At 71.0% G+C, this 20,403-nt stretch carries 20 protein-coding genes; 12 read left to right on the top strand and 8 right to left on the bottom strand.

Annotation, left to right across the window (positions count from 1 at the left end; all coding sequences use genetic code 11):
* Positions 1-23: 23 nt before the first annotated feature.
* The 3 genes from AA0Z99_RS10750 to AA0Z99_RS10740 all read left to right on the top strand — a co-directional run bounded on the left by AA0Z99_RS10750 (position 24) and on the right by AA0Z99_RS10740 (position 2,047).
* Positions 24-1,055, top strand: coding sequence for a YeiH family protein (locus AA0Z99_RS10750; RefSeq protein ID WP_413317203.1), 1,032 nt, complete (start codon positions 24-26; stop codon positions 1,053-1,055).
* 16 nt (positions 1,056-1,071) lie between these two features.
* Positions 1,072-1,377 (top strand): putative quinol monooxygenase, encoded by a 306-nt coding sequence (locus AA0Z99_RS10745; RefSeq protein ID WP_413317202.1) that lies wholly within the window; start codon positions 1,072-1,074, stop codon positions 1,375-1,377.
* Positions 1,378-1,444: 67 nt separating this feature from the next.
* Positions 1,445-2,047 (top strand): hypothetical protein, encoded by a 603-nt coding sequence (locus tag AA0Z99_RS10740; RefSeq protein WP_413317200.1) that lies wholly within the window; start codon positions 1,445-1,447, stop codon positions 2,045-2,047.
* A gap of 28 nt (positions 2,048-2,075) precedes the next feature.
* Here the strand turns inward: AA0Z99_RS10740 and AA0Z99_RS10735 are convergent, their stop codons facing one another.
* From AA0Z99_RS10735 to AA0Z99_RS10715, 5 genes are all read right to left on the bottom strand, one after another.
* Positions 2,076-3,245, bottom strand: a complete 1,170-nt coding sequence (locus AA0Z99_RS10735) for an NAD(P)/FAD-dependent oxidoreductase (protein ID WP_413317198.1) — start codon at positions 3,243-3,245, stop codon at positions 2,076-2,078.
* Positions 3,246-3,284: 39 nt separating this feature from the next.
* Complete coding sequence (locus AA0Z99_RS10730) at positions 3,285-4,325, bottom strand: Gfo/Idh/MocA family oxidoreductase (protein ID WP_413317196.1); 1,041 nt, start codon at positions 4,323-4,325, stop codon at positions 3,285-3,287.
* Positions 4,325-5,095: an amino acid ABC transporter ATP-binding protein gene (locus AA0Z99_RS10725; RefSeq protein WP_413317194.1), complete on the bottom strand. Its 771-nt coding sequence runs from the start codon at positions 5,093-5,095 to the stop codon at positions 4,325-4,327. Before AA0Z99_RS10725 ends, AA0Z99_RS10730 begins: the two co-directional genes overlap by 1 nt.
* A complete protein-coding gene (locus AA0Z99_RS10720) occupies positions 5,092-5,880 on the bottom strand; it encodes an amino acid ABC transporter permease (protein ID WP_413317192.1) in 789 nt (262 codons plus the stop codon). The genes AA0Z99_RS10725 and AA0Z99_RS10720 overlap by 4 nt, the downstream gene beginning before the upstream one ends.
* A 68-nt stretch (positions 5,881-5,948) precedes the next feature.
* Positions 5,949-6,806 carry an ABC transporter substrate-binding protein gene (locus AA0Z99_RS10715; protein ID WP_413317190.1) on the bottom strand — a complete coding sequence of 286 codons (858 nt, stop codon included), beginning with the start codon at positions 6,804-6,806 and terminating at the stop codon, positions 5,949-5,951.
* Between the two features lie 161 nt (positions 6,807-6,967).
* Here AA0Z99_RS10715 and AA0Z99_RS10710 point away from each other — a divergent pair, with 161 nt between their 5' ends.
* Positions 6,968-8,044 carry a LacI family DNA-binding transcriptional regulator gene (locus AA0Z99_RS10710; protein ID WP_413317188.1) on the top strand — a complete coding sequence of 359 codons (1,077 nt, stop codon included), beginning with the start codon at positions 6,968-6,970 and terminating at the stop codon, positions 8,042-8,044.
* 98 nt (positions 8,045-8,142) lie between these two features.
* On the top strand, positions 8,143-9,087 hold the full coding sequence (gene speB / locus AA0Z99_RS10705) for an agmatinase (protein ID WP_413317186.1): 945 nt from the start codon (positions 8,143-8,145) through the stop codon (positions 9,085-9,087).
* A gap of 10 nt (positions 9,088-9,097) precedes the next feature.
* Here speB and AA0Z99_RS10700 read toward each other — a convergent pair whose 3' ends face one another.
* Positions 9,098-10,009 carry an Lrp/AsnC family transcriptional regulator gene (locus tag AA0Z99_RS10700; RefSeq protein ID WP_413317184.1) on the bottom strand — a complete coding sequence of 304 codons (912 nt, stop codon included), beginning with the start codon at positions 10,007-10,009 and terminating at the stop codon, positions 9,098-9,100.
* A 213-nt stretch (positions 10,010-10,222) separates the two neighbouring features.
* Here AA0Z99_RS10700 and AA0Z99_RS10695 point away from each other — a divergent pair, with 213 nt between their 5' ends.
* From AA0Z99_RS10695 to AA0Z99_RS10665, 7 genes are all read left to right on the top strand, one after another.
* Positions 10,223-11,080 carry an ABC transporter substrate-binding protein gene (locus AA0Z99_RS10695; RefSeq protein WP_413317182.1) on the top strand — a complete coding sequence of 286 codons (858 nt, stop codon included), beginning with the start codon at positions 10,223-10,225 and terminating at the stop codon, positions 11,078-11,080.
* 65 nt (positions 11,081-11,145) lie between these two features.
* Complete coding sequence (locus tag AA0Z99_RS10690; RefSeq protein ID WP_413317180.1) at positions 11,146-11,874, top strand: amino acid ABC transporter permease; 729 nt, start codon at positions 11,146-11,148, stop codon at positions 11,872-11,874.
* The gene (locus tag AA0Z99_RS10685) at positions 11,871-12,671 is read left to right on the top strand and encodes an amino acid ABC transporter ATP-binding protein (protein ID WP_413317178.1); all 801 of its coding nucleotides are present in this window, start codon (positions 11,871-11,873) and stop codon (positions 12,669-12,671) included. The genes AA0Z99_RS10690 and AA0Z99_RS10685 overlap by 4 nt, the downstream gene beginning before the upstream one ends.
* Positions 12,661-13,692 (top strand): C-terminal binding protein, encoded by a 1,032-nt coding sequence (locus tag AA0Z99_RS10680; protein ID WP_413317176.1) that lies wholly within the window; start codon positions 12,661-12,663, stop codon positions 13,690-13,692. Before AA0Z99_RS10685 ends, AA0Z99_RS10680 begins: the two co-directional genes overlap by 11 nt.
* Complete coding sequence (locus tag AA0Z99_RS10675; protein WP_413317173.1) at positions 13,670-15,406, top strand: amidohydrolase; 1,737 nt, start codon at positions 13,670-13,672, stop codon at positions 15,404-15,406. Before AA0Z99_RS10680 ends, AA0Z99_RS10675 begins: the two co-directional genes overlap by 23 nt.
* The gene (locus tag AA0Z99_RS10670; RefSeq protein WP_413317171.1) at positions 15,403-17,019 is read left to right on the top strand and encodes a thiamine pyrophosphate-dependent enzyme; all 1,617 of its coding nucleotides are present in this window, start codon (positions 15,403-15,405) and stop codon (positions 17,017-17,019) included. Before AA0Z99_RS10675 ends, AA0Z99_RS10670 begins: the two co-directional genes overlap by 4 nt.
* Positions 17,016-18,584, top strand: a complete 1,569-nt coding sequence (locus AA0Z99_RS10665; RefSeq protein ID WP_413317169.1) for an amidohydrolase — start codon at positions 17,016-17,018, stop codon at positions 18,582-18,584. The genes AA0Z99_RS10670 and AA0Z99_RS10665 overlap by 4 nt, the downstream gene beginning before the upstream one ends.
* Positions 18,585-18,651: 67 nt before the next feature.
* Here AA0Z99_RS10665 and AA0Z99_RS10660 read toward each other — a convergent pair whose 3' ends face one another.
* Positions 18,652-19,281 carry a TetR/AcrR family transcriptional regulator gene (locus AA0Z99_RS10660; RefSeq protein ID WP_413317167.1) on the bottom strand — a complete coding sequence of 210 codons (630 nt, stop codon included), beginning with the start codon at positions 19,279-19,281 and terminating at the stop codon, positions 18,652-18,654.
* A 29-nt stretch (positions 19,282-19,310) separates the two neighbouring features.
* A complete protein-coding gene (locus AA0Z99_RS10655) occupies positions 19,311-20,402 on the bottom strand; it encodes an alcohol dehydrogenase catalytic domain-containing protein (RefSeq protein ID WP_413317165.1) in 1,092 nt (363 codons plus the stop codon).
* Between the last annotated feature and the right edge of the window lies 1 nt (position 20,403).

The raw sequence follows: 20,403 nt of genomic DNA, 5'->3' as shown, positions 1-20,403 counted from the left end.
CCGCAGACGAGGAGGATGGGTCCATGAGCAGCATCAGCAGCGCGTCGGGTCTGCGCCGCATCGCACCGGGCCTGCGCCGCATCGGGCCGGGCCTGCTCGTCGCGGCAGCCGCCGCGCTCGTCGCGTGGGGCGTGCACGCGGCGCTGCCCGCCGTGCCGCTGCTGACGGCCGCGGTGGTGCTCGGCATCGCGGTGGCGCAGATCCCCGCAGCCCAGCCGGCGCTCGCCGGCCGGCTGAAGCCCGGGCTCAGCGTCGCCGCCAAGCGCTGCATGCGCCTCGGCATCGTGCTGCTCGGCCTGCAGCTGAGCCTCATCGACATCGCCGCGCTCGGCTGGGTGGCGATCGTCGCCGTCATCGGCGTGCTGCTCGTCACCTTCGTCGTGACGCTCGGGCTCGGGCGGGCGCTGCGGCTGCCGGGGCACCAGCCGCTGCTGATCGCCGCGGGCTTCTCGATCTGCGGCGCCTCGGCGATCGGCGCGATGAGCGCCGCGACCGGCTCCGACGACGAGGAGGCCGCGACACCCGTCGCGCTCGTCACGCTCTGCGGCACGCTCGCGATCGCCGTGCTGCCGCTGCTCTGGCATCCGCTCGGCCTCAGCGCCGTGCAGTTCGGGCACTGGGTGGGCGCGAGCGTGCACGACGTGGGGCAGGTCGTCGCCACCGCGCAGATCGCGGGCTCGGCGGCGCTCGCGGTGGCCGTCGTCGTGAAGCTGACGCGCGTCGTGATGCTGGCGCCGATGGTCGCGGTCACCACGCTGGTGATGCGCCGCCGCTCCGAGCCCGCGCCCGGCGTCGCCCGGCCGCCGATCGTGCCGCTGTTCGTCGCCGGCTTCATCGCCGCGATGCTGCTGCGCTCGTTCACGACGATGCCGGATGCGGTGCTCGAGACCGCAGCGGCGGTGCAGACCGCGCTCCTCGCCGTCGCGCTCTTCGGCCTCGGTGCCGCCGTGCGCATCCGATCGCTCGTGCGCACCGGGTGGCGGGCGCTGGTCGTGGCGCTCGCATCGTGGGTGCTCGTGGCCGCGCTGGCGCTGGGTGCGATACATCTGGGATGACTGAGAGGAACACACCGTGAGTCACCACTTCGTCGCCATCGCGACCTACACCGCCAAGGTCGAGACCGCCGAGCAGGTCGCAGAGCTGCTGCCCGCGCTCGCGGCCCAGAGCCGCCAGGAGGCCGGCAACGTCTCGTACACGATCGCCCGCGACCTGGAGCGCCCGCACGTGTTCACGATCGTCGAGGTCTACGACGATGCGGATGCGTTCACCGCGCACCGCGAGAGCGCGCACTTCGCGTCGATCGGCACGATGCAGATCATCCCGCTGCTGGAGTCGCGGGTGGTCGTCGCCTACGAGGGCGACGGCGTCATCGGCTGATCTGGCGGTCGGCCGCACCGCTCCTTGTCGATACCGTTGATGGTTGGGCGACGGAGGGAACCGAGCGATGCCGGATCTGGCGAATGGCAACTACGTCTCGCACGCGGACGCCGACCGGCAGTGGGCCCCCGCGGCTCGAGACGTGCTCGCTGAGACTGCGCGCGAGTACGGCGCATGGATCACGCACGAGCAGCTGAGCCGGCGGATCCAGGCGAGCACGGGCATCACGACGCGGCAGCCCGCGGAGGAGTGGATCGGCCGGGTGCTCGGCAAGGTGGCCGCGCTCGCCGAGCAGCGCGCCGAGCCGCGACTGGCGTCGCTCTGCGTCGCCGAGGATCAGTCGATCGGCAAGGGCTACGTGAGCGCCGACCCGTATGCGGATGAGCGCACGCGCGAGCGGCTCGCCGCCGAGGATCGCCTCGAGTGCTACCGCTGGGCGGGCGCCGAGATGCCGGCTGACGGCGGAGCGGCGACCTTGCCGCCGCTCGTGCTCGAGCGCCTCAGCCGGGGCCGCTCTCGGAGCACCGGCCGCGTGCGCGAGCGGCGGGAGCCGTCGCGGCCCGCGACCCCGGCGCTGCGCGAGGTGACGTGCACCAGCTGCTTCATGGTCGTGCCGGCCGCTGCGGAGTGCCGGGAGTGCGGGGCGACGCTGCCCTCGCCGGAGCTCTAGGGCAGAGGGCAGCGCACCGCCGCTGCTCCTACTTGACCGGCTCCCAGGCTCCCGTGCTGACGGCGTCGGCGTCGGCGTCGTCGCGGAACCGGTCGAGGGTGAATGCCTCGAGCACGGGGGACGCCGTGGCGGTGATGATCTCCTCAGCCAGCAGCTCGCCGAGGATCAGGCCCAGTGTCGCGCCGGAGTGAGTGAAGACGGTGTAGAGCCCTTCGATCGACGGCACTCGTCCCACGACCGGTTCGCCGTCGCCGGGAATCGGCTTCAGGCCCGCGCCGACGCGCTGCGCGGTCAGCTTCGGATTCCCCGCGAGCACCTTGGAAGCCTCGTCGAGCAGGCCCTGCACCGACGCATCCGGCACCGTGACGGACCCGTCGTCGGCCACCCGCACCGACTGCTCGGCCCAGTCCGCGTCGAGCACGAGGCGGCCGTCGGGCGTCGGGCGCACCGCGACGCGCGGCGTGTTCAGCACCGTCTTCACCTCAACATCGACCGGCTCTGTGAACAGCACGAATGCGGTCGGGGTCGCATCCGGTACGGTCACCCCCAGCGCGGCGAGGTGCGCGGGCACGGCACCGCCGGTGGCGAGCACGACGCGGTCGGCGGCCACCACGGTGCCGTCACCGAGGATCACCCCGGCCGCGACGCCGTCCTGCACCTCGACCCGAGCGTCACCGGCGTGCTCGATGACGCGGGTCCCGTTCGCGACGGCCTCGTCGACGAGCGCCGCGATGAGGTCGGGCAGGCTCACCCAGCCCTCACCGGGGTTGAAGATCGCGCCTTCGCCGGCGACGGCATCCGGGTTCACATCCGGGGCGACCGTTGCGATGTCTGCACGGTCGACCCAGACGGCGTCATAGCCGCCAGCGCGCTCGAAGGCGAAGGTCTGCGCGAAGCTCTCGCCGGGCGCCGCCCACTTCAGCGCGCCGTCGAAGCGCAGGTACGAGCGGCTCTCGGGGTGGCGCTCGCTCCAGGTGCGGTAGCGGTCGAGCGCGATGAGGCGCAGGTAGTGGTAGGCGGCCGAACGGTCACCGGAGGAGTTGAGCCAGGCGATCGAGCGACCGGATGCGCCATCGGCCAGCGCGCCGGCTGTGACGATCGTGGTCTGCACGCCGGCGCGTGCGAGGTGCGCGGCAGTCGAGACGCCGAGGATGCCGCCACCGAGGACGACGACGTGCGAGGGCTGGGGTGTGGTCATGCGGGAGTTCGCTTCCTGGAGAAAGAGGTGAGGTGGAGGTCAGCGCGAGGCGGCGTGCGCCTGCTCGATGATGCGGAGCGCGGCGACGGCGTCTGCCGGGTCGACCGGCACCGGGCCGCCGGAGCGGATGGCGACGGCGAGCTCGCGGTAGAACTGGCCGTAGTCGCCGGCGACGGTGGGCACGCGGCGCGACTCGCTGCCGGTGCCGAGCACGCCCCAGCGCTCCTCGGGTGTCTCTCCGAAACCCGGGTCGGTCGGCTGCGCGCCGGCGATGAGCGACGGCTCCTGCACGTCGAGCCCCCACGAGGTGTAGGCAGCGCGAGCGCCGAGCACGTGGAAGCGCGGCCCGAACAGCGGCGCGACCGCGTTCATCGACAGGTGCGAGACGACGCCTGCGTCGTGCTCCAGCGCCAGGAACGCGTCGTCGTCGGCTGCAGCTCCGGCGCGTCGGCTGAAGACCTCGGCGTGCACCGCGCCCACCGGGCCGAAGAGCTGCAGCGCCTGGTCGATGAGGTGCGTGCCCAGGTCATACAGGATGCCGCCGGCCTGCGCAGCCGAGGCCTCGCTCTTCCACCCTGCCTTGGCCTCAGGCTGCCACCACTCGAAGCGCGATTCGAAGCGGCGTACCTCGCCGAGCGCATCGTCGGCGAGCAGGGCACGGAGCGTCTGGAAGTCGCCGTCCCAGCGGCGGTTCTGGAAGACGGAGAGCCGCCGCCCGAGCCGCTGGGCCTTCGCGATCAACGCGAGTCCTTCATCTGCCGTCGCCACGAAGGGCTTGTCCACCACGATGTCGAGCCCGGCCTCGAGCGCGGCGTCCGCGAGAGCAGCGTGCGTGCCGCTCGGCGAACCGATCACGACGAGGTCGAAAGCGTCGGCCTCGCTCCAGAGCTCGTCGGCGGAGGAGAGGATGCGCGCGTTCGGATGCTGCGCAGACACCGCGGCACGGCGAGCGTCGTTCGCGGTGACGATCGCGTCGAGCGAGAAGTCGGCATCCGCCGCGATGAACGGTGCGTGGAAGACGCGACCTGAGGTGCCGTAACCGATGATCGCCGTTCGGATCGGCGCGTGCGGCGCCGTCATCACAACACCTCGGAGAGGAAGCGCTGCAGGCGCTCGCTCTTGGGTCGCTCGAACAGGTCGCTCGGCGCGCCGGCCTCGACGACGCGGCCCTCATCCATGAAGACCACCTGGTCGGCGACCTTGCGGGCGAACCCCATCTCGTGCGTGACGACGAGCATGGTCATGCCGCGTTGCGCGAGCTGCGCCATGAGGTTCAGCACGCCCTTCACGAGCTCCGGGTCGAGCGCGCTCGTCGCCTCGTCGAAGAGCATGACCTCCGGCTCCATGGCGAGCGCGCGAGCGATCGCCACGCGCTGCTGCTGGCCGCCGGAGAGGTCGCGCGGCCGGTGGTCGGCGCGCTCGGCGAGGCCGACCTCGTCGAGCCGCTCCTGCGCGACGCGGCGCGACTCGGCCTTCGACATCCCCTTCACGTTGCGGAGCGCGAGCGCGACGTTCTCGAGCGCCGTGTGGTCGGGGAAGAGGTTGAAGTGCTGGAAGACCAGGCCGATGCGCTTGCGCACCGCATCCGGCTTCTGCGTCAGCACGCTCTCACCCGCGAGCAGCACGTCGCCCGACTTCGGCTCGTGCAGGCGGTTCACGCCACGCAGCAGCGTCGACTTGCCGGAGCCCGAGGGGCCGATGACGCACGTCGTCTTGCCGGGCTCGACCTTGAGGCTCACCTCGCGGAGCACCTCGATGTCGCCGTAGGCCATGGTCAGATCGCGCAGCTCGAGGCTCGAGCCGGTGTAGAAGTGCCCGTCGGTGACGGGAACGGGGGTGGTGTACGTCAAGTGTTGCTCCCAAGGGTGAGTGCCGGGTTCGGCGTGAGCTTCTCGACCTCGTCGAGCCCGCTCTTCGGCGGCGTCGGCTTGCGGCGGCCCGTGCGGAAGCGGTCGTCGAAGAAGTTCACGAGGTGGGTCAGGGGCACCGTGATCACGAGGTAGAAGACGCCCGCGAGCACGAGCGGCGAGAGGTTGCCGGTGAGGACCGCGGCGTCCTGTCCGACGCGGAACAGCTCGCGCTCCGAGACCAGGAGGCCGAGGAAGTAGACCAGGCTCGAGTCCTTGACGATCGCGATGAACTGGTTCACGAGCGCCGGAAGCACACGGCGGATGCCCTGCGGTACGACGACGAGGCGCATGGCCTTGCCGTAGCTCATGCCGAGCGCACGGCATGCCTCGAGCTGACCGCGGTCGACGCTCTGGATGCCGGCGCGGAAGATCTCGCCGATGTAGGCGCTCGCGATCAGGCTGAGGGCGAGGATGCCGAGGGGGTAGGGCGAGGGGCCGAAGATCTCCTGGCTCAGCCGCGCGAAGCCCTGGCCGATGAGGAGGATGGTGAGGATCGCGGGGAGGCCGCGGAAGATGTCGGTGTAGACGCGGGCGGGCACTCGCAGCCAGCGCGAGGGTGAGATGCCCATGATCGCGACGATCATGCCGAGGATGACGCCGATGATGGTGGCGGCGATCGAGATGACCATCGTGTTGACGAGTCCGACGCCGAGCAGCTGGGGGAAGACCTGCCACATGGCCTCGAAGTCGAGGAAGGTTCTGACGAGGTTGTCGAGCCAGTCCATGATGTGCTCCGTTGCTTCTGAGGTGTCCGGCGCGGGGCGTGCGCCCCGTGCCGGACACCGATGGTCGTTTACTCGGTCTGCTCGCTGGAGGGGAGGTACTGCTCAGGCATGGGTGATCCGGGGAACCACTCCTCGTAGAGCTCCTTCCACGTGCCGTCCTCCATCGCGGCGGCGAGCGCCTCGTTGAGGGCGGCCTGGAACTCAGGCTTGTCCTTCGCGATCGCGAACCCGGCCGGGGCGTCGAACGAGGGGATGTCGATCGAGTTCACGAGCCCGTACTGCTCGGCGTACGCCTTCGCTGCCTCGTAGTCGAGGAAGTGCGCGTCGATCGCGCCGCTGTTGACGGACGAGATCGCCGCGTTGTTGTCGGGGAAGCGCACGAGGTCGGTGTCGGTGAAGTGCTCGACCGCGTAGGCCTCCTGCAGCGTTCCCTGCACCACGCCGAGGCGCATGCCGGCGAGGTCGGGCACCTCTTCGATGCCAGCCTCCTCGGTCGCCATCACCGTGAGGTAGCCGGCGAGATAGCCGTCCGAGAAGTCGACCGTCTGCTCGCGCTCCTCGGTGATGCCGATCGCGGCGACGCCGACGTCGAACTGGCCGTTGGCGACAGCGGCGAGCAGGCCTGAGAAGTCCTGCCCCGTGAAGACGACGTCCTCGATGCCGATGCGCTCGGCGACGTCGGTGAAGAGCTCGACGTCGAAACCGGTGAAGGCACCGGTCTCGTCGGTGAACGTGTAGGGCCGTGCGTCGCCGAGGCTTGCCACGCGGATCTGCCCAGGGGTGATGAGGCCGTAGGGGTTCTCGTCGGCGGCGGAGGTGGACTCGGATGCGCTCGGTGCGCCCCCCGAGCAGGCTGCGAGCGTCAGCGCGGCGGCGGCGGCCACGGCGGTGATCGCCGAGCGGCGAGCGGTGATGCGGGACTTCATGGTGTTCCTCTCGATGGTGCAACGCCGTTGGTGCTGCATCGGGCGTCTACGCGACTTGCTGAGACCGGTCTCATCCCGGTAGATTGAGACCGGTCTCAACTCGTTTTCTGGGACAGTACGCTACGGAACGGCATGACGTCAACACAGTGGTCGGAGGATCGGTGAGCGAAGCGGCAGCGACACCCCACGGCCGGCGTGAGGTCACCGTCAGCGACGTCGCCCTCGAGGCTGGCGTCGCGAAGGCCACCGCGGCACGGGCGCTGGGCGACTACGGCGCCGTGAGCGATGCCGTGCGCGACCGGGTGCTCGCGGCAGCCGATCGGTTGGGCTATCGGCCCAATGCCCTCGCGCGCACCATGAGCACGGGGCGCTCGAACACGCTCGGCATCGTCGTCGGCGACATCGAGAATCCCTTCTTCGCGCAGGCGACGCGAGGTGCCGCGGATGTGGCGAACGCGGCGGGTTTCGACCTGATCCTGTCGAACTCGGACGAGGACATCGAGACCGAGGCGAAGGCCATCGGCGTGCAGCTCGCCAAGCGCGTCGACGGGATGCTCGTGGCCTCGGCGTCATCGATCGCGACCGACAACCTCGAGACGGTGACGGATGCCGGGCGCCCGCTCGTGCTCTTCGACCGCGCCGCCCGAGGCATCGACGCCGACACGGTCATCGCTGCGAACCGCAGTGGCGCTCGCGAGCTCACCTCGTTGCTCGTGGACGCCGGGCACCGCCGAATCGCGTTCATCTCGACGCTCGGGCATGCCACGGCGTTCGAACGCATCGAGGAGCTGTCTTCATCGTCGGTCGCCGAGCGCATCGAGGGCTTCGTCGACACGCTCACCGCGGCTGGTGTGGCCGACCCCGCGGCGCATGTCTACCTCAACGCGCGCAGCGAGGGCGTGGAGCAGCTCACGCGGCGCATCGTCGAGGGCGCGACCGGGAAGACCGCGATCGTCGCCTCCGACAGCATGATCGCGCTCGGCGTGTTTCGCGCGGCTCGGGAGCTGGGGTTGCGGATCCCGCACGATCTCTCACTCGTCGCCTTCGACGACGCCGACTGGACGGGCGTGGCGACACCGGGGATCACGGTGATGGCGCAGCCCATGCGCGAGATCGGCGCTGAGGCGGCAAGGCACCTGATCCGTCGGATCCGAGGCGACCGCAGCCCTGCAGTCACGCGCGTGCTCGAGCAGCATCTGATCGAGCGCGAGTCGGTGGGGCCGCCTCCTGTGCGCTGAGCTCGGCTGCGCGAGACGCGAGGGATCGGCGCCGCACCGGGCGGCGCTGCGTGCCGGTGTAGCGTCGTGCAGTGCTGTCACCGACTGAGGAGCCTGCCGTGAACGACCCCATCGGACCCGTCGACGCCAGCCGCGTGCCGCGCTTCGCGGGCATCGCCACCTTCGCTCGCCTGCCCCGCATCGACGAGGTGGAGCACGCCGACATCGCGATCGTCGGGGTGCCGTTCGACAGCGGCGTCAGCTTCCGGCCGGGTGCCCGCTTCGGGCCGAGCCACGTGCGCGAGATCAGCCGGCTGCTGCGCCCGTGGAACCCCGCACAGCAGGTCGCTCCCTTCGGCGCCCAGCAGGTCGTCGACGCGGGCGACATGGCGGTCAACCCGTTCTCCATCGACGAGGCGGTCGCCGACATCGAGGCGCACGCCCGCATGCTCACCGCCGACGGCACGCGGCTCGTGACGATCGGCGGCGACCACACCATCGCCTTGCCGCTGCTGCGGGCGACCCACGCCATCCACGGACCGGTCGCGGTCGTGCACTTCGACGCGCACCTCGACACGTGGGACACCTACTTCGGCGCCCCCGTCACGCACGGCACCCCCTTCCGCCGGGCGAGCGAAGAGGGGCTGATCGACCTCACGGCGAGCGCCCACGTCGGCATCCGCGGGCCGCTCTACGACCAGCAGGACCTCGTCGACGACGAGCGCCTCGGCTTCGTGCCGATCACCACGGTCGAGATCGAGGAGCAGGGCGTCGAGCGCGCGATCGAGCGGCTGCTCGAGCGCATCGGCGACGCGAAGGTCTACATCTCCATCGACATCGACGTGCTCGACCCGGCGCACGCGCCCGGCACCGGCACGCCCGAGGCCGGCGGGCTCACCAGCCGAGAGCTGCTGCGCATCCTGCGGGCGATGGCGCACCTCGACATCGTCGGCGCGGATGTCGTGGAGGTCGCACCGGCGTACGATCACGCGCAGATCACCGCCGTCGCCGCCAGCCACGCGGTCTACGAGCTGCTCTCCGCGATGGCCCCGCGCGACGCCTGAAGGAGGAGGGTCAGCGCGGCTGCTCTGGCAGGGGCAGCTGCTGCGCGAACTGATAGCGCTCTTGGCGGATCCGGGCGTGCAACCAGGTGTCGACGGCCCGCACGCCATCGAGCTCGCGCAGCGCGTCGACCAGCGCCTGGAAGTCGTCGAACGATGCGAAGGGGACGGTCGCGACGAGGTCGAACCGGCCGTAGGTGCGCGCGAGGAACTCGAGACCCGGTCGCGCCGAGATCATCTGGATGGCGCGGTCGCCGTCGTCGTGCAGGGTGATGCCCAAGCCGAACACCAGGTTGCGTGAGGAGTCGGACCGCTGCCCGACCGCACCGATGCGCATGATGCCGTGGTCGAGCATGCGCTGCACGCGTCCGCGAGCGCCGGTGATGGAGAGGCCGCTGGCGGCGGCGAGCTCTGCGTAGCCGAGGCGGCCGTCGCGCTGCAGCTCGGCGATGAGTGCGAGATCAGCGGTGTCCAAGTGCTGCTCGTTCGTGGGCTCGGCGCCGAGGAAGAAGCTGTTGAGCACCTGCTCGTAGATCGTCAGCTGCATGTCGATCACCCCGGTGGTGCCGCGCAGCGTGCGCATGGCGGTCTGCAGCTCGCGCCGGTCTCGAGTGTGGACCTCGGCCGCCACCTCGAACGGCCCCACCGTCTCGGAGATGAACACGGGGGAGTCCAGCTGCCGCATGCGCTCGATGAGTGCCGCGGTCGAGCCGGCGACTCGGAACGACAGATGTGCGAGGGAGTGCAGCCCGAGCACCCGTGGGTGCACTGCGGCGAGGATCCTGAGCGCTCCCGAATCGAGCATCGGAGCGACCCGGGCGGTGACGGCGGTGCGGGTGGTCTCCAGCTGGCGCGCGATCTCGCTGAAGGACAGCCGCCCATCGCGGCGCAGCAGCTGGACCGCTGCCTCGGTGAGTGCGTCCATATCCACAGCATAGAGGAACTGTGCTGTCTCAAGATGCAGTTGTGCCGTTTACGGGGCCGATGACAGCGAAGCAGGGATTCGGTGTGGCTGTAACGGAACAGAAATGCGCATGAAATGACCTCTGTGCGTAAAGTTGTTTGACAGGCCGCATTGATCGCGGCACCATGGGTCGACGGCGGCAACCCGGCGCCGACCCTTCCCGATGGAGTGAAGATGAACAATCGACTCGGCGCCCTCGCCGTTGCCGCAGCCGCGGTCGTCATGCTCGCTGGCTGCTCTGCCGGCTCGCCCGATTCCTCGCCGTCGGCGCCCGCTGACGGTGAGGCGACCAGCAGCGCCCCGGAGGGCCTCGTCAACGAGGGCCAGCTGTCTGCGTGCATCGACCCCGAGTACCCGCCGCTGGAGTACTACGAGAACGGCAGCGACGGTGAGATCGTCGGCTTCGACGCCGACAGCATCACCGCGCTCGCGGACCACTGGGGTGTCGAGACGAACTTCGTCGTCACCAGCTTCGACGGCTTGATGCCCGGTCTCCAGTCGAGCACGTGCGACATGATCTTCGGCGGGCTGTACATGAGCGAGGAGCGTCTGCAGATCGCCGATGCCGCCCCGGTGATGAACGCTGGTCCGGCGATCCTCACGACGCCCGAGAACGTCGACTCGATCACCGAGCAGGCCGACCTCTGCGGGTTGACGGTCGCAGCCCAGGCGGCGAGCTCGAACGAGGCGAGCCTGCAGGCGCTCAACGAAGGCGAGTGCGCCGACGACCCGATGACGATCCAGAGCTACCCGAAGACGGCGGAGACCGTCCTTGCCGTCGTCAACGGCCTCGCCGATGCGCTCATCGAGACCAACGTCGCGGCGGCGTACATGGAGACGCAGAACGAGGGTCGCCTGGCCATCGCTGCCGACGTCTTCCCGACCGACACGACGTTCGGCGTCTTCACCCGCAAGGGCGACCAGCTGAGCGCTGCCGTCGCCGAGGGCCTGCGCGAGCTCTACGACGCGGGCACGCTCGCCGAGATCGCAGAGCGATACAACCTCGACCCGACCATCGTCGACGTCTACTGATCCGACCACTCCACCACTGAGCGCGCCCGGCGGCTGCACCGCCGGGCGCGCGAGAGGAGCCCTTCGTGGGATTCGACCTCCAGATCTTCATCGGGCAGCTCATCAGCCCCGTCTACCTCCAGGGAGCGATGCTCTCGCTCGGCGTCGCCATCGTCTCGCTCATCATCGCGACCGTCATCGGCTTCATCGTCGCCATCGGTCGCGGCTCGAAGAACCGGGTCGCGCAGTGGCTCGCGCTCACCTACACGTGGTTCTTCCGGGCGTTGCCCGCGCTGCTCGTGCTCCTGATCATGTGGAACGCGCTGCCTCAGCTCATCCCGGGTCTGCGCGACTGGGGCTACAACCCCTTCATCGCCGCATCGATCGGCCTGGGCCTCGTCGAGGCGGCCTTCATGGCCGAGATCATCCGCTCCGCGCTCTCGTCCGTCGACGAGGGCCAAGGGCTCGCGGGCCGCGCGCTGGGCATGAAGCCCGGCACCGTGATGTCGAAGATCCTCGTGCCGCAGGCGGTCCGGATCGCGCTGCCGCCGACCACGAACGAGTTCATCGGCCTCATCAAGTACTCGTCGCTCGCCTCGGTGATCTCGCTCCGCGAGCTCCTCACCACCGCGCAGGTGGGTGTCAACATCACCTTCCGCTACGCCGAGTACTACGCCGTGGCGATCATCTACTACCTCGTGATCGTGAGCATCATCACGCTCATCCAGATGCAGATCGAGCGACGCTTCCACTGGGCGTCATCGCTGCCGACGAAGAAGCGCCGCACGCTCAAGCTGGTGGGAGCCGCACGATGAACCAGTCCACCCCTCCGCTCACGCCCACCGGTGCGCTGGTGACGGATGTCCCGACCCTCGAGGTGCGAGACGTGCACAAGGCGTACCACGGCAACGAGGTGCTCAAGGGCGTCGAGTTCAAGGTGCGCCAGGGGCAGGTGAAGGCCGTGCTCGGCCCGTCCGGCTCCGGCAAGTCGACGATGCTGCGACTGATGGCACTGCTGGAGCCTGCGGACAAGGGCGAGATCCTGCTCGAGGGGCAGCGCATCGGCGTGGATCCCCGTGGCCGGGCTCTCCCAGAAGCGCAGCTGGCGGTGCAGCGCCGCGAGGTGGGCATGGTCTTCCAGAAGTTCAACCTCTTCCCGCACCTCACTGCCGCCAAGAACGTTGCGCTCGCACTCACGGCCGTGCAGAAGGCCGCCCGCGCCGATGCGCTCGAGCAGGCGCACGCGATGCTCGACCGGGTCGGCCTCTCCGACCGCGCCGACCACCACCCCTCGCAGCTCTCGGGCGGCCAGCAGCAGCGCGTCGCGATCGCTCGCGCGCTCGTGCTGAACCCCAAGGTGATGCTCTTCGACGAGCCCACCAGCGCGCTCGACCCCGAGCTGGTCGGCGAGGTGCTCGAGGTGATGGAGCAGCTCGCCCGCGACGGCATGACGATGATCGTCGTCACCCACGAGGTGCGGTTCGCGCGCCGCGCGGCCGACGAGGTGACCTTGTTCGACGGCGGTGTCATCGTCGAGCAAGCTCCGCCGGAGCAGTTCTTCGACGACCCGCAGCACGAGCGGACGAAGCGGTTCCTCAGCCATGTCCACTGAGGCCCCCGTCGCCGTCGGATCCGCAGCCGATCGCGTCGTGGCGGTCTGCCGCGACCTCGACGAGCTCGACATCGAGGCGGGCGTGCGGATCCTCGAAGCGGCCGGGTGCCGCGTCGTGCGGCTGAGCGCCGACGACCCCGACACCATCGCCGGCGAGGCCGCCGAGGCCGAGGCGTTGCTGATCGGGTACACGAGGGTGGATGCCGCCCTGCTCGATCGGCTGCCGAGGCTCGGCGTCATCGCCACTGCGTCGATGGGCTTCGACATGGTCGACATCGATGCGGCGACGGACCGCGGCATCTGGGTCGCGAACGTCCTGGGCGCCGCGACCGAGGAGGTCGCCACGCACGCGCTCGGCCTCGCGCTCGCGAGCGTTCGCGGCATCGTCGCCCACTCCGCCGCGGTGCGCGCGGGCGGCTGGGACCTCGACGCCGCGCCCACGCCGAGCCGGCTGAGCCAGCAGACGCTCGGGCTCGTCGGCCTCGGCCGCATCGGCCTCGCGCTCGCCGAGCGCGCGTCGGCGACGTTCGGCCGCATCGTCGGCTTCGACCCCTTCGCGAGTGAGACGCCCGGCATCGAGCGGATGAGCGCCGATGCGGTGCTCGCCGCTGCCGACGTGCTCTCGCTGCACCTCCCGCTCACCAGCGAGACCGCCGGATACCTGAACGCCGACCGCATCGCGCTGATGCCGCGCGGGGCGACCGTCGTCAACGTGAGCCGCGGCGGCCTCGTCGATGCCGACGCGCTCGTCGCCGCGCTCGACTCCGGCCACCTGGCGGGTGCCGCGCTCGACGTCCTGGAGACCGAGCCGCCAGCCGCCGGTCACCCGCTGGTGACGCATCCGAAGGTCATCATCACCCCGCACACGGCGTTCCTATCGGATGCGGCGATGGCCGACTACGTGCGGCTGCAGGCCGAGAACGTCCTCGCATGGTTGCGCGCCGGCCGCCCCTCCACTCCCGTCAACTCCCCGAACGACCCGCACAGGAAGACCGTCGATGCGCACGCTGCCACCGCCTGAGGCTCACAACGAGCACCCGCTGCTCATCACCGCGCAGCGCATCCGCACGATGGCGGAGAGCGATGTCGCGACGGCGATGCTGGTCGTCGACGGTCGCATCGCCGCGATCGGCGCCGCCGCAGAGGTCGAGCGGGCCGCGCTCGAGCACCCGCAGCCTGAGCGCATCGATCTCGGCGACGTCACCGTGGTGCCCGGCTTCGTCGACGCGCACGCGCATCCCCTCATGCTCGGCCAGCTGAGCACCTGGGTGGACTGCGGCCCTGCGGCCGCATCCGACATCCCCGGCATCGTCGCGCTGCTGCGCGCCGCCGCAGACCGGCTGCCTCCGGGCACGCCGGTGCGCGGCTACGGCTACGAGCAGCGCAACCTCACCGAGCTGCGGCACCCGACCCGCTTCGAGCTGGACGAGGTCGCTGCCGACCGAGAGGTGTACCTCATGAACGCCTCCGGCCATGGCGGTGTGGTGAACTCCTGGACGCTCGAGCGCAACGGCGTCACGCGCGACACCCCGAACCCCGAGGGCGGCGAGTTCTTCCGCGACGCCGAGGGGGAGCTCACGGGCGAGCTCTCTGACGCTGCGTGCAACGTGCTCACCGGGCTCCACGGGGTGAAGATCGGCCACCACGGACCCAACTTCCACCTCGGCGACGAGCCGGCCGAGCTCGTGCGGCAGCTCGAGGGTGCGCAGGCGCGGTTCCTCGCTGGCGGCGTCACCGCGATCGGTGATGCGCAGGTCACGAAGCGCGAGCTCGACACCTACTTGCGGCTCGCCGAAGCCGGCGGGCTCACGATGCGCGTCTCCGGCTACCTCCTCTCGCATTTGCTCGAGGCGGCGCTCGAGCTGGGACTGCACGGCCCGCTGGGCAACGCGCGACTCTCGATCCAGGGCATCAAGCTGTACGCCGATGGCACGTTGGGCGGAGAGACCGCGTGGTTCCCCGACGGCTACCTCGACGATCCCTGCCGCACCGGGCAGCTGTACCACCAGCCCGAGGAGTACCGCTCGCTCGTCTCCCGTGCCCACGCCGTCGGCTTGCAGACAGCCACCCACTCGCAGTCTCCAGACGCGCTGGAGATGGTGATCGCCGGCCTGGAGGCGGCGCTCGCGGAGCGGCCGGACGCGGATGCGCGACACCGCATCGAGCACTGCGGCCTGCCCACGCCCGAGCAGATCCAGCGCATGGCGACCGCGGGGATCATCCCGGTCAACCAACCGCAGCACCACTTCAACTGGGGCGAGGGGGTGACGCGCGCCATCGGCACGCCAGGGGAGCGATTCAACCCGCTCGGCGAGCTCGCGCGGGCGGGCATCCCGCTCGTCATCTCGTCGGACGCACCGGTGGCGGACCCGAAGCCGCTGGAGGCCGTGCAGGCGGCCGCGTCGCGCATCACCCGACGCGGCGTGCAGCTGGGCGGTGACGAGCTCGCGATCGGCGTCGAGCTGGCGCTGCGCGCCCACACGATCAACGCTGCGCGAGCGCTCGGTCGCGAGCGCGACCTCGGCTCGCTCGAGCTGGGCAAGGCTGCCGACTTCGCGGTGCTCGCCGCAGACCCGGTGGAGACGCCGGTCCGGGACATCGCCGACATCGACGTGCTCGCCACGTGGGTGGGCGGGGTCGAGGCGCACCGCGCTGATCCGCACCGCGCTGATGCCGCGACATCCCCCGCGACGAGCGTCGACGCATCCGCCGCGACGCTCGAGGCCGCCCGATGACCGAGCAGCGGCGGAACGCCGGGTGGGCCGTGCTGCGGACCATCGCCGGCTACGGCGTCGACACTGTCTTCGGCATCCCCGGCACCCACAACCTCGAGCTCTACCGACACCTGCCGGCGCTCGGCATCCGCGCCGTGACCACGCGTCACGAGCAGGGAGCGGGCTATGCCGCGGATGCGTGGGGGCAGCGCCGCTCGGTCGCCGGCGACGTCATGCCCGGCGTCGTCATCACCACGAGCGGTCCAGGACTGCTCAACGCGCTGTCAGCCGGCGCCACCGCCTTCGCGGAGTCACGGCCGATGATCGTGCTGTCGCCAGGTGTCGCCATCGGTGACGAGTTCGCCGATCGCGGCGCGCTGCACGAGACGAAGGACCAATCGGCGGCCGCCGCCGCGATCCTGCTGTGGAGCCGGCGCGTGCGCTCGGCCGAGGAGGCCGTGGAGGCGGTGCACGACGCGTTCGCGCTGTTCCGCACCGGTCGCCCGCGACCGGTGCACATCGAGGTGCCGCTCGACGTGCTCGAGACCGAGACCGCCATCGACGATGCGCTGCTGGCGCCGCGCGCGACCGCAGCGGCCACAGAGCTCGACGCTGCCGCGCTCGACGCCGCGGCCGCGGCGCTCGACGGCGCGATGCACCCGGTCATCGTCGCCGGCGGAGGATCGGTACGCGCCACGGCGGCCCTGACCGAGCTCGCCGAGCGGCTCGGGGCCGTCGTGCTGACGACCCTCAACGGCAAGGGTGCGGTGCCCGAGTCGCATCCGCTGTCGCTCGGCAGCGAGCTGCGCCTCGCGCCCGCCGCGGCGGTCGTCAACGCGTCGGACGCGCTGCTCGTCGTCGGATCGAAGCTTGGCGAGGCTGAGCTCTGGGGCAACGAGCTGGCGCCGCCCGGGGCCGTGATCCGCATCGACATCGACGCCGCGCAGCTCGACAAGAACCTGGCGTCGACGATCCGGCTGCAGGGCGACGCGCGGGCGGCCATCGAGGCGCTCGCGGCTCGGCTCCACCGCGGCCCGGCGGAGCCGCGCGACCTCGAGGCCGTGCGCGCCTCCCTCGTCGGGGCAGCACGCGCCTTCGCCCCGCTCGAGATGGAGGCGGCTGAGGCGATCGCGGCCGGCGTGCCCGCCGGCGCGGTCGTGACCGGAGACTCGTCGCAGATCACCTACTACGGCATGACGAGCGCGGTGCGCCAGGACTCGCCCGCCTCGATGCCCTACATGCCCGCCTACGCGACGCTCGGCTACGGACTGCCCGCCGCCATCGGTTCGAAGCTCGCATCGCCCGCGTCGCCCGTGGTCGTCGTCACCGGCGACGGTGCGCTGATGTTCAGCGTGCAGGAGCTCGCGACCGCGGTCGAGCAGCGACTCGACATCGCGGTGGTCGTCGTCGACAACGGCGGCTACGGCGAGATCGAGCAGAACGAGGCCGACCGCGGCATCGACCCGATCGGCGTGCGCCTGCACCAGCCCGACTGGCCGGAGCTCGCGCGCGCCTTCGGGGCGTCCGGCACGAGCGTCGCCGACGCATCCGCCGTTCCCGGCGCGGTCGCGGCCGTGATCGCCGAGCCAGGCGTCAGCCTCCTCCACATCCCACTGAGCATCTTCGGAGCATGACCATGACCGACGTGACGACGCCGCCCACCGCATCCGCCGAGCTCTCGGAGGCCGCCAAGGCCACCGCCCGCGCCTGGATCGACGACCACATGGCCGAGCTCTCGGCCTGGCACAGCGAGATCTTCGGCTACGGCGAGCCCGCCTGGCGCGAGTACCGCTCGGTCGCTTGGTACGTCGCGACGCTGCGCGAGCACGGCTTCGACGTGGAGGAGGGGTCGGCCGGCATGCCGACCGCGTTCTCGGCGACCTGGTCGAACGGCGACGGTCCGACGCTGCTGACGTACGCCGAGTACGACGCCGTCCCCGGCAACTCGCAGGCGCCCGTCACGCACCAGCAGCCGCGCGACGGCTCCAGCAGGTTCTCGGGCGGCCACACCGACCCGCACTCGGCGCTCGGCATCTCGACGCTCGCGGGCGTGCTCGCGACGAAGCACGCGATGGAGCGGCACGGCATCGCCGGCACGCTGCGCTACACGGGCGAGCCGGCCGAGAAGATGCACGGCTCGAAGGTGGTGCACGGGCTGCGCGGCTACTACGACGACGTCGATGCGATCGTCTCGTTCCACCCCTTCTACATGCTGCCGCTGTGCAACACGGCCCGGTGGGACACCCAGTGCGGCGCCTACTACTCGAAGGTCTACACGTTCCTCTGCGAGGAGCCGGAGACCTGGCAACTGGGCCACGGCGACTCGCCCATCCCCGCCTCGCACTCGGCGGCGCGCGCTCCGGGTGCGAACCTGGCGCTGGCGCAGATGTACTCGGCGTCGAGGGCGATGCAGGACGCCATCCTGCCGGCGTCGGGCGGCTGGTCGCTGACCGACGCGATCCTCACCGACGGCCAGGCGACGGCGGACAACCTGCCGGCCCGGTCGGCGCGCATCCAGTTCTCGTGGCGCACGCCCGACATCGCGATGGCCGAGCACATCCTCGCGGCGCTCGACCGGAACGCCGCGGCCGTCGCGACGATGGCGCACTGCACGGTCGAGGAGACGTGGGTGGCGCGCTCGCGTCCCGGGCGCACGAACCACGTGCTCTCCGCCGCGCTCTTCGAAGAGCTCTCCGCCGTCGGAGCACCGTCCTATGGGGCGGATGCGGTGCAGGTCGCGCGGGAGATCCAGCAGAGCGTCGGCATCGAGCCGATGGAGCGCCCCTTCCTCGACGAGTGCGAGCAGCTCATCACCCCGCAGGACGCCGAGGCGAAGCTGCGCGAGATGATGCCCGCCTGGCAACGCAACTGGACGAGCGACGACTACGTCGAGATGACGCACTACGCGCCGACCGTGCGCTTCTACGTCTCCCGCCCGGCGCTGAAGCCGACGCCCGGTACCCCGTATCCCGCCTGGACGATGAACGCCATGGGCGGGATCCCGGCGACGATCGATCCGACGATCGAGACGGCGGGCAAGACCATCGCCGGCACCTTCCTGCGCCTGCTGACGTCGCCGGCTGAGCTGGCCGCGGCGAGGGCTGAGCTCGACGAGCGCACCGCGGCAGAGCCGATGCCGGCGCTGCTGCCCGCCGACTTCGACGCCCCGATCGACCTGCCGTGGCCCGAGTACGCCTGAGCCACGTGCGACCCTCAGCGGGCATCGACGCTGCCGACCGGGCTTGGTCGATGGGCAGCGCCCGGCGTCAGCGCGCGGGCGCCGCTGCCGCGAGGCGCGAGACCGCCGCGACGACCGCTTCGACGCCGAGCGCGAAGCCTGCGGGCGCGCGCTCGGCGTCGTCGCTCGCCGCAGCCACTGCCCGCAGCTCCGGCAGCCCGTCGTACCCGTCGCTGCGCCACAGCGGGGCAGGCGAACCGGCGTCGACCGCGGAGCCCAGCACGAGCGCGTCCACCATCGCCGAGCACGCGACCCGCTGCTCGGCCGGCACCCCGGCATCCCGCAGGATCGCGAAGAGCGCCTCGTAGATCTCGAGGGTCCGCCGATCCTCGACGGGCGCGCCGACGAGCACCGGCACGACGGCGGGCACGCGGGCGGTCGCGGCGCGGTAGGCCCGCATCCAGAGCCGCAGTCGCTCGAGCGGCTCGGTCGACTCATCGAGCGCCGGCCCCAGGTCGATGCCGGCGTAGAGCTCCTCGCGCATGCGATGCACGATCGCCAGCCGCCCGCCCGGCAGGTGGTGGTACAGCGACGAGGGGTGCACGCCGAGCGCCGCGGCGATGCCCGGGATGGTGAAGTCGCCGTGCTTCGCGACCAGCCGAAGCGCAGCCCCCGCGATGAGCTCCGCAGAGAGGATGCTGTGCTTCGGCCTGGCCACGAGGCTCCGTCTGGTCGCGCGAGAAGGGGTCAGAACATGATGACGCTTCGTCCGCGGGCACCCGACCGCATGAGCTCGAAGGCGCCGTTCACCTCGTCGAGCGAGACGCGGTTCGTGATGAGCCGATCGATCGGCAAGCGGCCGTCGAGGTAGAGCCGCGCGAGCATCGGGAAGTCGCGGGCCGGCACGGTCGAGCCGTAGTTCGAGCCGATCAGCGACTTGCCCTCCTCGGCGAGCGCCAGCGCATCGATCGCGACGGGGCGGTCCTGCGGCGGCAGGCCCACGACCACCGCCGAGCCGCCGCGCTTGAGCATCGCGGGCATGATGCCGATCGTGTCGGGGCGGCCGATCGCCTCGAAGGCGACATCCACACCCTCGGGCACGATCTCGCGCACCCGGTCCGGCAGCGACGCATCCGACTGCACCGTGTGGGTCGCACCGAACTCGCGCGCGAGCTCGAGCGAGGCATCCGTCACGTCGGCCACGATGATCGGGCTCGCGCCAGCGAGCGCGAGGCCCATGATGATGCTGATGCCCACGCCGCCCGCGCCGATGACGAGCGCCGAGCGGCCCGCCTTCAGCTGCGCGTCGTTGACGACGGCGCCCACACCGGTCGCGATCGAGCAGCCGATGAGCGCCGCCACGTCGAAGGGCAGCTCCTCCGGCACCTTGATCGCCGCCTGCTCAGCCACGACGACGCGCTCGCTCATCGAGCCGACCGCGAGGTAGGGGTAGGCGGTCGCGCCGTCGAGCGTCATCGGGGTCGAGCCATCCGGAAGCACGCACGCCTCGGAGCCCGAGCCGGTGCACACCCAGGTGCGGCCCTCGCGGCAGCTCGTGCAGACGCCGCACGGGTAGAACCACGTCATGATCACGTGGTCGCCGGGCTCCAGCGAGCGCACGCCCTCGCCGACCGCCTCGACGACGCCGGCGCCCTCGTGGCCCATGATCGTGGGCTGCGGCATCGTCCAGTCGCCGTCGAGCACGTGCCGGTCGGAGCCGCAGACGCCCGATGCGCCGATGCGCACGAGCACCTCACCGGGGCCCGGTTCGCGGAGGGTGACCTCGCGGATGTCGAGGGTCGGGGTGCCGTCGTAGACGGCGGCGCGGGTCGTGGTCATG

The sequence above is a fragment of the Agrococcus phoenicis genome, assembly GCF_047302415.1.
Taxonomy (GTDB): Bacteria; Actinomycetota; Actinomycetes; order Actinomycetales; family Microbacteriaceae; genus Agrococcus.
This window is presented reverse-complemented; position numbering and strand designations above follow the sequence as displayed.

Coding starts and splice junctions, on each gene's coding strand:
- AA0Z99_RS10740 (WP_413317200.1), top strand. CDS start 1,445: ATGCCGGATCTGGCGAATGGCAACTACGTCTCGCACGCGGACGCCGAC.
- AA0Z99_RS10735 (WP_413317198.1), bottom strand. CDS start 3,245: ATGACCACACCCCAGCCCTCGCACGTCGTCGTCCTCGGTGGCGGCATC.
- AA0Z99_RS10655 (WP_413317165.1), bottom strand. CDS start 20,402: ATGACCACGACCCGCGCCGCCGTCTACGACGGCACCCCGACCCTCGAC.
- AA0Z99_RS10670 (WP_413317171.1), top strand. CDS start 15,403: ATGACCGAGCAGCGGCGGAACGCCGGGTGGGCCGTGCTGCGGACCATC.
- AA0Z99_RS10720 (WP_413317192.1), bottom strand. CDS start 5,880: ATGGACTGGCTCGACAACCTCGTCAGAACCTTCCTCGACTTCGAGGCC.
- AA0Z99_RS10695 (WP_413317182.1), top strand. CDS start 10,223: ATGAACAATCGACTCGGCGCCCTCGCCGTTGCCGCAGCCGCGGTCGTC.
- AA0Z99_RS10685 (WP_413317178.1), top strand. CDS start 11,871: ATGAACCAGTCCACCCCTCCGCTCACGCCCACCGGTGCGCTGGTGACG.
- AA0Z99_RS10665 (WP_413317169.1), top strand. CDS start 17,016: ATGACCATGACCGACGTGACGACGCCGCCCACCGCATCCGCCGAGCTC.
- AA0Z99_RS10750 (WP_413317203.1), top strand. CDS start 24: ATGAGCAGCATCAGCAGCGCGTCGGGTCTGCGCCGCATCGCACCGGGC.
- AA0Z99_RS10730 (WP_413317196.1), bottom strand. CDS start 4,325: ATGACGGCGCCGCACGCGCCGATCCGAACGGCGATCATCGGTTACGGC.
- AA0Z99_RS10680 (WP_413317176.1), top strand. CDS start 12,661: ATGTCCACTGAGGCCCCCGTCGCCGTCGGATCCGCAGCCGATCGCGTC.
- AA0Z99_RS10675 (WP_413317173.1), top strand. CDS start 13,670: ATGCGCACGCTGCCACCGCCTGAGGCTCACAACGAGCACCCGCTGCTC.
- AA0Z99_RS10715 (WP_413317190.1), bottom strand. CDS start 6,806: ATGAAGTCCCGCATCACCGCTCGCCGCTCGGCGATCACCGCCGTGGCC.
- AA0Z99_RS10700 (WP_413317184.1), bottom strand. CDS start 10,009: ATGGACGCACTCACCGAGGCAGCGGTCCAGCTGCTGCGCCGCGATGGG.